Here is a 13,506-nt window from a genome sequence, read left to right on the forward strand (position 1 = left end):
GTCAAAATAAATTCCAGCACTACACAGCAGGAGGCTCAGTCTGGCCAGATCCACTCTACTTAACTGGACTGCTGTTTACGCTGCTGTACGGTATAGGTACAGCCAATAGAGGCGGCAATAATGGTGCTTAAGGCCAGCCATTGATTCCAGAGTAACTGTTCGCCCAAAAAGACAAAACCGGAGAGCGCGGCAATGGCCGGTTCCATGCTCATCAGTGTACCGAAACTGAGTGCAGTCAGGTTGCGAAGTGCAATCATTTCCAGACTAAAGGGCAAGGCGCTGGCCAGAACTGCCAAGGCAATAAAATAGATGAAATTGCCTGGTTCAAATACGCTAACAGGCAGACCATCCCATAAGGCAATGGGTAATAAAATCAGGGTACCGACTAGCATACCCAGACAGACCGTATGATTCCCGGATACACCCGATGGTTTCTGTCCGGCCACAATATATAAGGCCCAGCAGGCACCGGCGCCTAAGGCAAACAACACGCCCAGACCATCGAGCGGCTGCGCGGTCTGATCAAAAGGAAACAACAGCACCAGCCCAACAATGGCGAGGCCGACCCAAATAAAGTCGAATTTGCGCCGGGCATAAAACAGCGCCACGCTTAATGGCCCGATAAACTCAAACGATACCGCAATCCCCAGTGGCAGGCGGTCAATTGCCAGATAAAACAGCATGTTCATGCCGGCCAGTGCTGCGCCGTAGCTGAAAATCGCTGGCCAGCGTATGGCTTTGGGCTGAATGTTCCAGAGCTGAAAAATCAGCATCAGCACCAGCGCGCTCAGCAGCAGCCGCATGGCAGAAACGGTCAGAATCGGGAACTGATCAAACAGCAGTTTGGCCATCGAGCCGCTGCTTTGCAGGCTGAGCATGGCAATCAGCAACAACAGCACAGCGCGGAGATGCGGCGCATTTTGAAGTATCGACATAACTGGAATGGGCTGGTTGGGAGAGTAGGGGCGATCATCAACAGATCAATAGCTGCTAGCATAGCATGAACAGATGACGCTTCCATGTCGTGGCTGCGTAAGTGGCCAGCAGATAAAACAAGGCTCATTCACGATTTCAAAAGAACATGAAATAAGGATTGCGTATTGTTTTAGAAGCGGGAAATAAAAAACCACAGCGCAAGGGCTGTGGTTTTGGGTGTTACTGTCTAATTGAAATTAGAACAGAACACGTACACGGATAGTGCCTTCAACATCATGCAGCATATCCAGTGCTTCTTGAGATGCAGTTGCATCCACATCCATCACCAGATAACCGACATCACCTTTGGTCATTAAAGATTGCCCCGAAATGTTGATGCCTTGCTCAGCAAACAGGTTGTTGATTTTAGACAATACGCCTGGAATGTTTTTATGAATGTGCAGTAAACGGTGTTTACCTTCAGTCAATGGTAAGGCAATTTCAGGGAAGTTCACTGCAGACAGGGTCATACCCTTGTCAGAATAAGCCACAAATTTCTCAGCCACTTCCAGACCAATGTTGGCTTGCGCTTCCATGGTTGAACCGCCCACGTGTGGAGTCAGGATCACATTGTCCAGACCGCGCAGTGGAGAAACGAATTCTTCACCATTGGCTTTCGGCTCTTTCGGGAATACGTCAACCGCAGCACCAGCCAGATGACCTGATTTAATTGCATCTGCCAGATCTTCAATAATGACACAGGTACCACGTGCCGCATTCAGGAAGATCGCGCCTTCTTTCATTTGTGCAAACTGTTCTTTGCCCATAAAGTTACGGGTTGATGGAACGTCTGGCACGTGTAGCGATACCACGTCTGCATTGGCCAGCAATTCAGCCAAAGAACCGACCTGGCGTGCATTACCCATTGGCAGTTTGGTCACTGCATCATAATAGATCACATGCATACCCAGGCTTTCAGCAAGCACAGACAGTTGCGAACCAATTGAACCGTAACCCACAATACCTAAAGTCTTACCGCGTGTTTCAAAAGAACCCGCTGCAGATTTTTCCCAGCCACCGCGGTGACATGATGCCGATTTGGCTGGTACGCCACGAAGCAGCAGAATCAGTTCAGCAAGGACCAGTTCCGCAACAGAACGGGTATTTGAATATGGTGCGTTAAATACTGGAATACCACGTACCATGGCTGCATTTAAATCGACTTGGTTGGTTCCGATACAGAAACAGCCAACCGCGATCAGCTTGTTCGCAGCTTCAAAGATTTCTTCAGTTAATTGCGTACGTGAACGAATACCAATGAAGTGTGCATCTTTGACCGCTTCTTTCAGCGCTTCACCCTCAAGTGCAGTTTTACGGTAGTCGATGTTGGTATATCCGGCAGCATTTAACGTGTCGATGGCATTTTGGTGAACGCCCTCTAACAACAGGAAACGAATTTTATCTTTAGGTAGTGAAAGATGTTGGCTCATTACGGCTCCGCTACAAAGGCCAAATTTAGTGGCAGTATCATATCATAGGAGCGGGCAGGAGATACATTCCATTTATGGCTGATCGGTCTGCTATTTCTGTAGAAAATATAAACGCAGGATTCATTTTTGGTTGAATTAACTCTGTATTTTCAAAGCTATATTATCAAAATGATGGTTTTTCTCAGGTTTTACAGAAAAATCGCTTATAATAGCCCCAGACGGCAAAAACCGGCCTCAGGCTGTTGGTTTCTTGCCCGTTTTTTATCTTTTACTGTGCTTTGGCATGACTTTAAAATGTACAGCGCCAGTCCGGATAAATCTCTTCTTGTTTAATTCTTGCCAGGTCTGCAAACGATGAATGCTCCAGTCGCTTTAACCCCAGAGTTATTGACCCAATTGACTGCAATTGTAGGTGAAAACCGTATTAAAACTGATGCGGACAGCCTCCAGAATTGGGGTCGAGATCATACCAAGCACTTTGATCCAAACCCATCCGTCATCGTTTTTCCATCGAGCACTGAGCAGGTGCAAGCGATTGTGAAACTTGCCAATCAGTTCAATGTGGCAGTCACGCCATCGGGCGGTCGTACCGGTCTTTCTGCGGGTGCGGTAGCGGCCAACGGTGAAATCGTGGTCAGCATGGACAAGATGAACCAGATTCTGGAATTCTTCCCGGCAGACCGCATGGTACGGGTACAGGCTGGTGTGGTGACTGAACAGCTGCAAAACTATGCCGAAGAGCAAGGGATGTATTATCCGGTCGATTTCGCCTCTGCCGGTTCATCACAAATTGGCGGTAACATTGGTACTAACGCTGGTGGTATTAAAGTCATTAAATACGGCATGACCCGTAACTGGGTGCTGGGCTTAACCGTGGTGACCGGTAAAGGGGATGTGCTGCGTTTAAACAAAGGCATGATCAAAAACGCCACCGGTTATGCACTGCAACACTTATTCATTGGTGGTGAAGGGACTTTAGGCCTCGTCACTGAAGCGGAAATCAAGCTGGAACGTCAACCGCAAGACCTGCAAGTGATGGTGCTGGGTGTACCGGATTTTGATGCAGTGATGCCTGTGCTGCACGCTTTCCAGGCCAAAATTGATTTAACTGCATTTGAGTTCTTTGGTGAACTGGCAATGCAGAAAGTACTGGCCAATGGTCATGTACAGCGTCCGTTTGAAACTGAATGTCCATTCTATGTATTGCTTGAATTTGAAGCGCCATTTGAACCGATTATGGACAAGGCAATGGAAATTTTTGAGCACTGTATGGAACAGGGCTGGGTGCTGGACGGCGTACTCAGCCAAAGCCTGGATCAGGTCGAAAGCTTATGGCGTTTACGTGAAGATATTTCGGAATCGATTGCGCCGTTTATTCCATACAAAAACGATATTTCAGTGCTGATTACCCACGTGCCGGCATTCATTAAAGAAATCGATGCGATTGTGGCCGAGAACTATCCGGACTTTGAAATCTGCTGGTTCGGTCATATTGGTGACGGTAACCTGCACCTGAACATCCTGAAACCTGCCGATTTAAGCAAAGATGAATTCTTTGCCAAATGTCAGGTGGTGAACAAGTATGTGTTTGATACCGTGAAAAAATATGACGGTTCAATTTCTGCAGAGCACGGTGTTGGCATGACCAAAAAGCCATATCTGGAATACTCGCGTTCTGCTGAAGAAATCGAATATATGAAAGCCTTGAAACAGGTCTTTGACCCGAATGGGATTATGAACCCGGGTAAATTATTCGACCTGTAATCAGGCCAACAGTATGAAAAAGCGCATCTCCGGATGCGCTTTTTTTATGGCACTTATCATGTGCACTCTCGCTCAAATTACATTCTGTGCATAGTGTTAAGCGCAAAAAGCCGGCATCATTTTTACAGTGTTGAATCAGTTTGGATAGAGTTATGTTTCGTTTCGCTGCAATGGCAGGACTGGCGATTGCTGTTACAGGATGTACCACCACCCAGAATATTGTGTCTAAAGTGACACCGTCTGCCGAAACACCGTTGGCACAGGTGTTAAAAGAGCGTCCAGATTTACGTAAACAGCTGGCGACAGTCGAGCTGCGTCAATTCTTTAATAATGTCGAATCACCGACCGCGGCCCAGGTTAAAGTGACTGAAACCGGTTTAATGGATGATTCGGTACGCTCGATTCGCACCATTTACAGTTTTAAACTGGTCGATGGCGACTGGGAAAAAGTGAAAACTGAAAAGAGCTATCAATGTCTGCGCGGCAAAAATACCAAGACTTTCCAGAAGGCTGTATGTCCTTAATCCGCTTGAATCTTTTAATGATTGTGATTGAAAAGCGTAGCTAATCCCTACGCTTTTCTGTTTTTAAAACCGGGGATTTATACTGGTTTCGTTCAGCTGCTTTAGCTAAGTGTTGCTGCCGGAAGTTCAGCATTTCCCCATCAGAAAAGTCACAGATTTTAAAAATAAACTCTGCTACACTGCGCCCATTGTTATGATTGCAGCCTGCTGATCTGGCAGGCTTTTGAGCGCTATGCAAACCACTCCAACTACAACGCTCTCCCGCGCCACCTTAATGTTTCCGCTGGCTTTGGTGCTGTTCGAATTTTCAGTCTATATCGGCAATGATCTGGTACAGCCGGCCATGCTCGCCATTACCCAGGATTTTGGCGTCAGCAGTTCCTGGGCAGCATCTTCCATGTCGTTTTATCTGCTCGGCGGTGCCTGTGTCGCGGCTATTTTAGGCCCTTTGTCAGACCGTTTAGGCCGTAAAAAAGTCTTGCTGGGCGGGGTACTGTTCTTTGTGGTGACCTGCCTGCTGATTTTATTGACCCAGAACATCGAAAGCTTTTTATTGCTGCGTTTTTTGCAGGGCTTTGGCCTGTCGGTGATTACCGCAGTGGGCTATGCCGCCATTCAGGAAAGTTTTGCCGAACGCGATGCAATTAAAGTCATGGCACTCATGGCCAATGTATCGCTGCTGGCGCCGCTACTCGGGCCGGTGTTGGGTGCCTTTATGATTGAGCATGTGTCCTGGCATTGGGGCTTTATCGGGATTGCGGCTTTGGCGGCTTTAAGCTGGCTCGGACTAAAAGCCAAAATGCCGGAGCAGCAGCTTAGTATTCCAAAACAGCCGATTGGCTATATCTGGGATGATTTTAAACAGGTACTGAAAAACCGCCGTTTTCTGACCATGACCTTTGCCTTGCCGCTCTTAAGTATGCCGCTGATGTTATGGATTGCCTTGTCGCCGGTGATGCTGGTGGAGCAGCTCAATCTGAGCAGTCTGCAATATGGTCTGGCCCAATTTCCGGTGTTGGGCGGGCTGATTGCCGGGAATCTATTGCTGCTGAAAATCATTGACCGTTTTGCTTTGGGACAGACTGTGCTGATGGGCTTGCCACTCATGTTGGTCGGTACCTTGCTGTTAATTCTTGGTCTGCTCATACCGGACTATTTAATCTGGTGTCTGATTCTGGGCATGACTTTCATCAGCTTTGGCGAGGGCATCAGCTTTTCAATTATTTACCGTTTTGCCCTGATGTCGTCCGAGGTATCGAAAGGGACCGTGGCCGCAACTGCTTCTGTGCTAATGATGCTGAGCTTTTTTGTGGTGATTGAACTGGTGCGCATGCTCTACAGTCATTTTGAACTGTGGGCTTATAGCCTGTCCTGTTTTGCCCTAATTGCCTTGTGGTTTGCTTATCCACGGCTAGGCTTAAAACAGATTATGCGTGAACGTGCCGAAAGCGGTCAGTTTTAAGCGGGCTGATCATCTGGCATCTTAAATAAGATAACGTGGCTAAAAGGCCAAAATAAAAGGCATCCAGCAGACAGTGGTCTGGTGGATGCCTGATTCACAGATCCGTCAGAAGTTACACTTCGACCTGCGGTTGTGCCATTTTCTTCAGTTTGGCATCAAAAATAAACGGGCCAAACGGTAAAATCGAGGCAATCACACCCATTAAAAATACCTGAATTGACCATTTCTGTTTTTCACAGACCACAAACAGCACCACCAGAAAGGCAATAAACAGCACGCCGTGACCCATGCCGACGTATTTCACCAGAATCGGGTTACCCCATATATATTTCAGCGGCATGGCAATAAACAGCAAGGCCAGAAAAGATAAACCTTCTAAAAAACCTACCACACGCAAGCTTTGGATGTTCATACTCTGCAATTTCCCCATAGATCTAGTTGCAGTGTAGCGAATATTGGCGCAGAGGGCCATGCTTTTTAGTGCACAGCCCGGTTTTAAGTTTTTGTTTTTTAATATAAATCAGACTATCGTGCTTGGTTTTTGCTAAGCTGTTGATGTTGAAATAAAAGCCAGAAATTTAACTTTAAAACTTTAGATTGCTGTTTAATCTAGGCATAGAAAAAGGCACTCACCGCTATGGATAAGTGCCTTAAAAATCAGAAAACTGTGGATAAGTCGGGATTTATCCGCACAGGGTTTAGATCACGCCACAGGCGATCCGGTCACCGCCACCGCCTAACGGTTTTGGCGTATCGGCATAGTTATCGCCACCGGCATGAATCATGAGCGCCAGACCTTGTACATCCTGTAATTTCAAACGCGGCGCCAGTAGGGTGACACGTGCCGTGCCATTGGCTGCCACATTCAGGACCGGTAAATCACCAAGATGGCCGCTTAATGGATTGCCATGGTTAGGTGCCTGATTCGGGTTAAAGTGGCCACCTGCGGCCAGTGCAGCCTGCATTTTACCGTCTTTTTCTGCTGGGGCGCAGGAGCCGTTTTCATGAATATGGAAACCATGTGGACCCGGTGGTAACTGGGTCAGATTGGTACGGATAACCAGACCTGCAGCACTATCGGTCAGTTGGACTTCACCGAGCTGGGCGCCAATGCCTTGGGCAGAGACCGCATTAACGGCAACGTTTTTACTGGCGCCAATCACGGTATCGGGTGTGGTGGTACAGCCGACTCCGACCAGCGCGGTAAACGCACATAAAGCACCAAGTTTAAAAAGTGGGGTCATGGTTTGCATCCTGTCTTATTCGAATATGTGGCTTCATTCAAACAAGGCTCAGGAGGCAACACAATGCAGTTTGCGTACAGGCGTGTATAAGTTTCTTAATGAAATTTAGCCTTTTGGTGCAGCCGGTCCCTGATCATCGGGCAGGTCATAGGCCATGGTGGTTTTTGGCATCATCATAGCTTCGGCTTCATTGGTTTCATGCAGCCATTCACGCCAGATTGCCAGCAAGACCGCCAGAATCACCGGACCAATAAACAGGCCAATCAGGCCAAAGCTGGCAATGCCGCCTAGAACCCCGAACATGATCAGCAGGAATGGAATCTGGGTGGCGCCAGAAATCACCAGCGGGCGAATCACGTTATCTGCGGTACTAACCACACACACGCCCCAGGCCATCACCCCAATTGCTTCAATGGTTTGCCCCTGCGAGAACAGCCACAGTGCCACCGAGCCATAGGCCAGCGGTGGGCCAAACGGAATCAGGGCAAACAGGAAAGTGACAATGGTCAATACCATCGGGTTTGGCACCCCGGCCACAAAGTAGCTGACCCCGGCCAAAAGTGCCTGGGCAATTGCAGTCAAGCCAACCCCGTAAACCACCGCACGGGTGGTTTCAGAAATGGTATCTAAATAATGGTGTACACGTGGTCCGATCACCATTTCCAGCGCTTTACTGACCTGATTTAAAATGGTCTGGCCATCACGATAGAAGAAGAACAGCGACAGCATGGCAAAGCCGAGTTTAATTAAATTGCGGCTAATTTCACTGAGCAGGAAACGGCCATAATTCAGATGGCCCTGAATCCAGACTGAAATCGAATTAATGATGCTGTTCGGATCTTCATTAATTTCACGTAAGGAACGGCTAATTTCTTTACCGACAAAGGGCAGATCGCGGATAAAATCCGGCACATTCAAATGTCCGGAAAAGACCTGTTTCTGTAATTCGTAATACAGGTTACGACCTTCGTGCTGCAAGATAAAAATCGCAAAGGTCAACGGAATACCGACTACCAGTGTCACCAGAATCATCATAATTGTGGCACTTAAGGTCGGCCGTGGACCGCACATGCGCTGTACCGACTGATACAGCGGCCAAGTCATATAGGCAATAATAGTGGCCCAAACTACAGGAACAATAAAGTATTTGAGGACATGAAAGCTCAAAAAAATCAGGACAAAAAATAGTCCAAATAGCAAGACTTTTTGTAAAGTGGGCGCGTATTGTTGCACTGAGTTCACTGGCTCATTCCTAAGGTCTTGAAGCATATTAACTGAAAACCCAGCGCTCGCAAATGAACGCTGCGTAAGTTCTGTTAAATATTGAAGCGGGAGTGGAAAGGCAAAAGCCGTTTAATCGCTTAGGCGCTTAGAACCATTGGGCCGGATCATCAATAATCGCATTCAGGACAGGTTGCCACTGATTTTGAATGGTCAGGTAATTTTTCTGGGTTTTATCAAACACGCTTAAACCCTGCATCGCCAGTTGACCATAGGCAGCACGTTCAGAAATCCAGGCCACCGGTTCCTGTTCAATTTTTTCAAAGAAATCACGAATTTCTTTGGAGCTGGCACTGTTGGCCTTGATCCGGTTGGCTAGCAGTAAAATCTGAACCTTGCCTTTACGAATCCGTTTAATTTCCTGCAAATGCTTTAAAAAGCGGCGGGTTGAATCAATATCGAAGAAGGAAGGCTGCAGCGGGGTAATAATCGCATGCGCTTCACTAATCAGCTGCTCGGCCTGATCACCAGATAATGCCCCCGGCGCATCAATAATCAGGTATTCGATATTTTTAGGCGCATCACCGACCGATTTTTCATGACGCCAGTCCAGACTCTGAATGGGAGCGGCGCTTTCTGGACGCTGTTTTAACCATTGTCGTGCAGATTTCTGGTTATCGGCATCGGCCAGGGCGACTTTATATCCTTTTTGGGCTAAGGCGGAAGCTAAACTGATGGCGGTAATGGTTTTTCCACATCCACCTTTTTGATTGGCGACTAAGATTGTTTTCATGACCCTACTAAAGATTTTATTCTGCTCATCCCTAGCATATCATTGTTTGATGTGCTGGAGATGACCGTTGACAAAAGTCGTAGCGCTGCTTGCAAATTTTAAAAAATCAGGAAAACCCCATGTCGATATGGATGGCAATGCTTATAGGCGCTGCAATAGGAGTGGTGCTGACCACCATCATTTTAAGTCATAGCCGCAATGGCCGGATTAAGGCCGAATATGAACAGTATATTGCCGAGCTGGAGCTGGAACATCAGCAGGCACTGGCGCAGGCCCAAAAGCGCAGCGTCAATACCAGCCGCGCGGTGCTCAAAGGGAAAATGGCCGAGCAGATGGCACCGATTATGCCGCAATTTGAATACTTGCCCAGCGATGCCAAATTTCTGGGCGATCCGGTCGATTATATCGTATTTGATGGCTATACCGACTTTCGGGATGGCGATGGTCGGGCTGAGGATATTCAGGTGGTGTTAATTGATATTAAAAGTGGCGGCGCACGTCTGACCAAAGGCCAGCAGGCCATTGCCGAAGCCATTCAGCAGGGGCGACTGCGCTTTGAAACCATCCGTATTGATTTCGAGGATTAACCTTTTTTGATGACTGAACTTTCTCGTGAATAAAATACTGCTCAGCCTGACGGGACTAGCTCTGATGATCTGGCTGTGGTCGGAATATTTTCGTGCCATCCCGCATCTACAGCAGTCGGGGGTGTTAAAGAACTTTGCGCTGGAAACTGAAGGGGATTTTTCCGGGCAGTATCAGGTCGTGGCAAAACGCTACTACAGTCCGGACCGGCGGGTGATTCATCCGGCTGCACCGGTGGTGGGACATTTTAATGATCTGGCCTATGTCAGCAATATTGATCTGCTGCTGGCCAAAGACGTGTTTAGTTCATCAGAACAGGCCAAAACAGTTGATTTTGAACAGACCCAGCGCTGCTATCAGTTTCAGTTGGCGTCCACTAGCCCGCTTGCAGCACAACAGGTGATTGCCAACACGCTCAATATCAGCGCCATTGCTGCCAGCGAACAGATTGCTCAGCGCCTGCGCCGTGTTAAAGCCGGGCAGCGTATAGTGCTGCGCGGCGAGTGGGTCAAGGTGCGTTCAGTCAGCACGGGGCAGTATTTTCAGATCAACCATTACCCGCTACCAGCGAACAATTGCCGGATAGTATGGGTGCAGCAGCTTCAAGTACTGGATTAACCGCGTTTAAGCCGGTTTACGCACACGGGCCAGCAGCATCCGCTGGCCAATTTTCGGAATACCGGCCGCATCTATCTCGTATTTTTCCTGAAATTCAAAACCGGCCTGCTGTAACAGCAGCGCCAGATCGCGGTTGAGATGACAGCCATCCGCCAGCCGTTTTTGTAGCGGCGTGAGTAGATGCTGCAAGCGTTGAATATATAAATTTTCAGGATGCAGTACATGCTCGACCAGATGCAGGCAACCACCCGGTTTCAGTACCCGATAAATTTCGGCCAGACACTGTTCAATCTGTTGCACGCTGCATAAGGTCCAGGTTGATACTACATGCTCCAGACGATTATCGGCAAAATCCAGCTGCTCAGCTTTGCCAGCCAGATGCTCCACCAGAATAGCACTGTCACGAATCCGTGTTTCGGCCAGCTGGAAAATCTCCAGGTTTGGCTCCAGCGCATAGACCACATCGACATTTTGGTAAAAGGGTAAATTCAGCCCGGTGCCAAAGCCAATCTCCAGTACCTCACCCTCAATTGGCAGCAGCAATTCACGGCGTAAATCCATCAGGCTCGGCATCTGCATCACCTGATTCAGCAGGTGTGGGAAAATATGCTGTTGATAGAATTTATAAAGCATTGAAATCACATATTTTTATTTAATCTATGTTTATTTTAACTGAGCCGCGCAGGCAAAGACAAAAATGAGACCAAAGATAACCATTTTCTTACCATTTCTTTATTTTCTGCTGATCAACATCGATTAACATCAAAGATATATCTGTTCTGACTGAAGGATCTAAGAATCTCATGAAGCTGCGTTTTGGACTTATTTCGCTTATGACGGCCGCCCTGTTACAGACCAGTGCCATGGCATCGGTCGACTATAATATTGCCAAAGGGTTAGCGCCGGCATCTGCCGATCAGTCGATTTCGGTCTTGCAGTCCTTTCGTGGCGATTTCCGGATTTTAGGTTCAAAAACCTATACCGATGATGAGCAGGCCAAGTTTTCTCCGATTGATTATGCCGTGAGCTGGGGCCTGTTTGCAGAGCCGGAAATTGCCCGGCATATTACGGTAAATCAGTACGACCGCTATTTAAACTGGAAAATGGATCGTTTACCGGTGCCGGCAGAGCAGGCCATGCAGATGGTTTCCAATATGCACATCATTCCAGCCAATCCGAACATTGCCAAACAGATCAAGCAGGTCAAACGTGGTGATCTGGTGCGTTTAAGCGGGGAACTGGTGGAAGTTAAAGACAAAGATATGGTCTGGACGTCATCACTCACCCCGACCGATACCGGCGATGGTGCCTGTGAAGTGTTTCGGGTCAGTTCAATCCAGTGGATTGAAAAAGTAAAACGCAGTTAATGTGGCCTGATGGGTAAAATGTAGCGGCAGGGGAATGTCGATGAATCATAGGTGGATGAATCATAGCAAGACGCTCATTCTCTGTAGCTGGCTGGGGCTGTTGACCCTCAGCGGTTGTGGCAGTGTCAGTACCCCGGTCGATGGTACTCATGTTTATCATGCCGATCAGCAATGTCCGGCACTGTTAAATTTAAAGATCGGGGAAACTCTGGAATTGCGTCTGGCAGAAAATCCAGCCACCGGCTATCACTGGTCGGTGATGCAACATCCGTCCATCTTTAAGCTGGAAACCTTGTATCTACACGCGGATGCAGAAAATGCTCAGCATGACTCTGCGCAGTTAAATGCGGCTGGAGAAAAAACCTTTCGTTTTCACGCGCTTCAGGTGGGCGAAGGACTGATTCATTTAAAACAGGCCAGGGCGGGAGAACCGCTTCCCTTGGCAGAATGGAAATGCCGGGTGCGCGTGGCTTAAAACCTGAACATCAGGCATAAAAAAACCTCTGTTTTAGAGGTTTTTGTTTTTTTACGGCTTATTTGGCTGTCAACGCTTCGCCTTCAAACTGTACACCAGCCCAACCTTGCTGCATAAACTGGCGGATATTCTGGTGATCGGTGGCTTCAGGCGTGGCCAGTACCGCCGCATAGTGTTCAGCAAACAAGCTTAAGGTTTGCGCGTGGTCTAAGCCATTTAATTTGGCAAAACTCAGTACTTTGGCACTGCCCTGGTTTTCGGTGGCGGCATTGTGTTGCTGGCCATTGCTAAACGCAGTTGGCGTGTGGGTATAACGTGCATCAATATAGGCAATCACATCGGCAAAGTTCGCTTTGCCTGCATGCAGCTGGGCCAATAAATCTTGAGCCATCATGTTCTCAATCCATAGAAAAATTGGTAAAAGCCCTGCGACAATAGCATGTTTTTTCGCAGGGGTTTAGCTTATTTCGGCCTCAATTTTTGCACCCATTAGATGAAAAATCTGCACTTTGGCCCAACTTGTGGATAAAATGGCAGTTATACACATGGGAATTAACACAACATGAATTGGCTTTGGGTGGCATTGGGTGGAGCAATCGGGGCGAGTCTGCGCTATGGCCTAAGTTTGTGGCTATTTAAGCCCAGTGTGTTATTTCCCTGGCCGACCTGGTCGGTGAATCTGCTCGGCTGTTTTGCTGCCGGAATATTCTTTGCCTTCAGCCAAAAGTTCCCGGTACTACAACAGGAGCTTCGACTGTTTCTAATGGTGGGTATTTTAGGCGGCTTTACCACCTTTTCCAGTTTTGGGCTGGAAACCTTTCAATTGCTGAAACAGGGACACACCAGCGTGGCGTTAATGTATGTGATCTCAAGTGTGATTTTGGGTGTGCTCTGTCTGGCGGTGGGTTTTTATCTGTTTCAGGTGCTATTAAATACGAAATAAAAAACAGGAAAATCAACTGCATAAAATAAAAAAATGAAGCCTAGCTGGAGATAAAGGTCTAGACTTCATAAAGGATGTGTATGCCAATTTTTTGCTACTGCGTGG

16 protein-coding genes are annotated in these 13,506 nt (G+C 47.7%); 8 read left to right on the forward strand and 8 right to left on the reverse strand.

Features of this window, described 5'->3' with window-relative positions; genetic code table 11:
• Positions 1–59: 59 nt before the first annotated feature.
• Together FTU86_RS06705 and serA are read right to left on the reverse strand one after the other, a co-directional pair.
• Positions 60–935: a DMT family transporter gene (locus FTU86_RS06705; protein ID WP_005180400.1), complete on the reverse strand. Its 876-nt coding sequence runs from the start codon at positions 933–935 to the stop codon at positions 60–62.
• A gap of 237 nt (positions 936–1,172) precedes the next feature.
• On the reverse strand, positions 1,173–2,405 hold the full coding sequence (gene serA, locus FTU86_RS06710) for a phosphoglycerate dehydrogenase (protein WP_005180397.1): 1,233 nt from the start codon (positions 2,403–2,405) through the stop codon (positions 1,173–1,175).
• Positions 2,406–2,759: 354 nt separating this feature from the next.
• On the opposite strand from serA, the gene FTU86_RS06715 reads away from it, so the two are divergent.
• From FTU86_RS06715 to FTU86_RS06725, 3 genes are all read left to right on the forward strand, one after another.
• Positions 2,760–4,169: an FAD-binding oxidoreductase gene (locus tag FTU86_RS06715; protein ID WP_045795292.1), complete on the forward strand. Its 1,410-nt coding sequence runs from the start codon at positions 2,760–2,762 to the stop codon at positions 4,167–4,169.
• Between the two features lie 152 nt (positions 4,170–4,321).
• Positions 4,322–4,693: a hypothetical protein gene (locus tag FTU86_RS06720; protein ID WP_180048356.1), complete on the forward strand. Its 372-nt coding sequence runs from the start codon at positions 4,322–4,324 to the stop codon at positions 4,691–4,693.
• Positions 4,694–4,925: 232 nt separating this feature from the next.
• Positions 4,926–6,155 (forward strand): MFS transporter, encoded by a 1,230-nt coding sequence (locus tag FTU86_RS06725; RefSeq protein WP_180048355.1) that lies wholly within the window; start codon positions 4,926–4,928, stop codon positions 6,153–6,155.
• Positions 6,156–6,267: 112 nt separating this feature from the next.
• On the opposite strand, the gene FTU86_RS06730 is transcribed toward FTU86_RS06725, so the two are convergent.
• The 4 genes from FTU86_RS06730 to FTU86_RS06745 form a co-directional block, all read right to left on the reverse strand.
• Positions 6,268–6,567: a DUF3817 domain-containing protein gene (locus FTU86_RS06730; RefSeq protein ID WP_045795347.1), complete on the reverse strand. Its 300-nt coding sequence runs from the start codon at positions 6,565–6,567 to the stop codon at positions 6,268–6,270.
• 286 nt (positions 6,568–6,853) lie between these two features.
• Positions 6,854–7,399, reverse strand: coding sequence for a superoxide dismutase family protein (gene sodC, locus FTU86_RS06735; RefSeq protein WP_104489504.1), 546 nt, complete (start codon positions 7,397–7,399; stop codon positions 6,854–6,856).
• A gap of 105 nt (positions 7,400–7,504) precedes the next feature.
• Positions 7,505–8,632 (reverse strand): AI-2E family transporter, encoded by a 1,128-nt coding sequence (locus FTU86_RS06740; protein WP_162182848.1) that lies wholly within the window; start codon positions 8,630–8,632, stop codon positions 7,505–7,507.
• 136 nt (positions 8,633–8,768) lie between these two features.
• Positions 8,769–9,413: a ParA family protein gene (locus FTU86_RS06745; RefSeq protein ID WP_180048354.1), complete on the reverse strand. Its 645-nt coding sequence runs from the start codon at positions 9,411–9,413 to the stop codon at positions 8,769–8,771.
• Between the two features lie 119 nt (positions 9,414–9,532).
• On the opposite strand from FTU86_RS06745, the gene FTU86_RS06750 reads away from it, so the two are divergent.
• Together FTU86_RS06750 and FTU86_RS06755 are read left to right on the forward strand one after the other, a co-directional pair.
• Positions 9,533–10,000 carry a Holliday junction resolvase-like protein gene (locus FTU86_RS06750; protein ID WP_005180383.1) on the forward strand — a complete coding sequence of 156 codons (468 nt, stop codon included), beginning with the start codon at positions 9,533–9,535 and terminating at the stop codon, positions 9,998–10,000.
• A 25-nt stretch (positions 10,001–10,025) separates the two neighbouring features.
• Positions 10,026–10,616 (forward strand): hypothetical protein, encoded by a 591-nt coding sequence (locus FTU86_RS06755; RefSeq protein ID WP_373684793.1) that lies wholly within the window; start codon positions 10,026–10,028, stop codon positions 10,614–10,616.
• 6 nt (positions 10,617–10,622) lie between these two features.
• Here FTU86_RS06755 and FTU86_RS06760 read toward each other — a convergent pair whose 3' ends face one another.
• Complete coding sequence (locus FTU86_RS06760) at positions 10,623–11,249, reverse strand: class I SAM-dependent methyltransferase (RefSeq protein ID WP_180048353.1); 627 nt, start codon at positions 11,247–11,249, stop codon at positions 10,623–10,625.
• A 200-nt stretch (positions 11,250–11,449) separates the two neighbouring features.
• Between FTU86_RS06760 and FTU86_RS06765 the strand changes: the two genes are divergently transcribed.
• Together FTU86_RS06765 and FTU86_RS06770 are read left to right on the forward strand one after the other, a co-directional pair.
• Positions 11,450–11,983, forward strand: a complete 534-nt coding sequence (locus FTU86_RS06765) for a hypothetical protein (protein WP_370459245.1) — start codon at positions 11,450–11,452, stop codon at positions 11,981–11,983.
• Positions 11,984–12,038: 55 nt separating this feature from the next.
• The gene (locus FTU86_RS06770; RefSeq protein ID WP_257224390.1) at positions 12,039–12,458 is read left to right on the forward strand and encodes a protease inhibitor I42 family protein; all 420 of its coding nucleotides are present in this window, start codon (positions 12,039–12,041) and stop codon (positions 12,456–12,458) included.
• A gap of 58 nt (positions 12,459–12,516) precedes the next feature.
• Here FTU86_RS06770 and FTU86_RS06775 read toward each other — a convergent pair whose 3' ends face one another.
• Positions 12,517–12,849, reverse strand: coding sequence for a HopJ type III effector protein (locus tag FTU86_RS06775; protein ID WP_035363454.1), 333 nt, complete (start codon positions 12,847–12,849; stop codon positions 12,517–12,519).
• Positions 12,850–13,020: 171 nt separating this feature from the next.
• Here FTU86_RS06775 and crcB point away from each other — a divergent pair, with 171 nt between their 5' ends.
• Positions 13,021–13,401, forward strand: coding sequence for a fluoride efflux transporter CrcB (crcB, locus tag FTU86_RS06780; protein ID WP_127799299.1), 381 nt, complete (start codon positions 13,021–13,023; stop codon positions 13,399–13,401).
• The last annotated feature ends 105 nt before the right edge of the window (positions 13,402–13,506 follow it).

The organism is Acinetobacter sp. YH12155, from assembly GCF_013418255.1.
Taxonomy (GTDB): domain Bacteria; phylum Pseudomonadota; class Gammaproteobacteria; order Pseudomonadales; family Moraxellaceae; genus Acinetobacter; species Acinetobacter indicus.

Excerpts from the sequence above, each read along its gene's own strand:
- FTU86_RS06705 (WP_005180400.1), bottom strand. The coding sequence starts at position 935 with ATGTCGATACTTCAAAATGCGCCGCATCTCCGCGCTGTGCTGTTGTTG.
- serA (WP_005180397.1), bottom strand. The coding sequence starts at position 2,405 with ATGAGCCAACATCTTTCACTACCTAAAGATAAAATTCGTTTCCTGTTG.
- FTU86_RS06715 (WP_045795292.1), top strand. The coding sequence starts at position 2,760 with ATGAATGCTCCAGTCGCTTTAACCCCAGAGTTATTGACCCAATTGACT.
- FTU86_RS06720 (WP_180048356.1), top strand. The coding sequence starts at position 4,322 with ATGTTTCGTTTCGCTGCAATGGCAGGACTGGCGATTGCTGTTACAGGA.
- FTU86_RS06725 (WP_180048355.1), top strand. The coding sequence starts at position 4,926 with ATGCAAACCACTCCAACTACAACGCTCTCCCGCGCCACCTTAATGTTT.
- FTU86_RS06730 (WP_045795347.1), bottom strand. The coding sequence starts at position 6,567 with ATGAACATCCAAAGCTTGCGTGTGGTAGGTTTTTTAGAAGGTTTATCT.
- sodC (WP_104489504.1), bottom strand. The coding sequence starts at position 7,399 with ATGACCCCACTTTTTAAACTTGGTGCTTTATGTGCGTTTACCGCGCTG.
- FTU86_RS06745 (WP_180048354.1), bottom strand. The coding sequence starts at position 9,413 with ATGAAAACAATCTTAGTCGCCAATCAAAAAGGTGGATGTGGAAAAACC.
- FTU86_RS06750 (WP_005180383.1), top strand. The coding sequence starts at position 9,533 with ATGTCGATATGGATGGCAATGCTTATAGGCGCTGCAATAGGAGTGGTG.
- FTU86_RS06760 (WP_180048353.1), bottom strand. The coding sequence starts at position 11,249 with ATGCTTTATAAATTCTATCAACAGCATATTTTCCCACACCTGCTGAAT.
- FTU86_RS06765 (WP_370459245.1), top strand. The coding sequence starts at position 11,450 with ATGACGGCCGCCCTGTTACAGACCAGTGCCATGGCATCGGTCGACTAT.
- FTU86_RS06770 (WP_257224390.1), top strand. The coding sequence starts at position 12,039 with ATGAATCATAGCAAGACGCTCATTCTCTGTAGCTGGCTGGGGCTGTTG.
- FTU86_RS06775 (WP_035363454.1), bottom strand. The coding sequence starts at position 12,849 with ATGGCTCAAGATTTATTGGCCCAGCTGCATGCAGGCAAAGCGAACTTT.
- crcB (WP_127799299.1), top strand. The coding sequence starts at position 13,021 with ATGAATTGGCTTTGGGTGGCATTGGGTGGAGCAATCGGGGCGAGTCTG.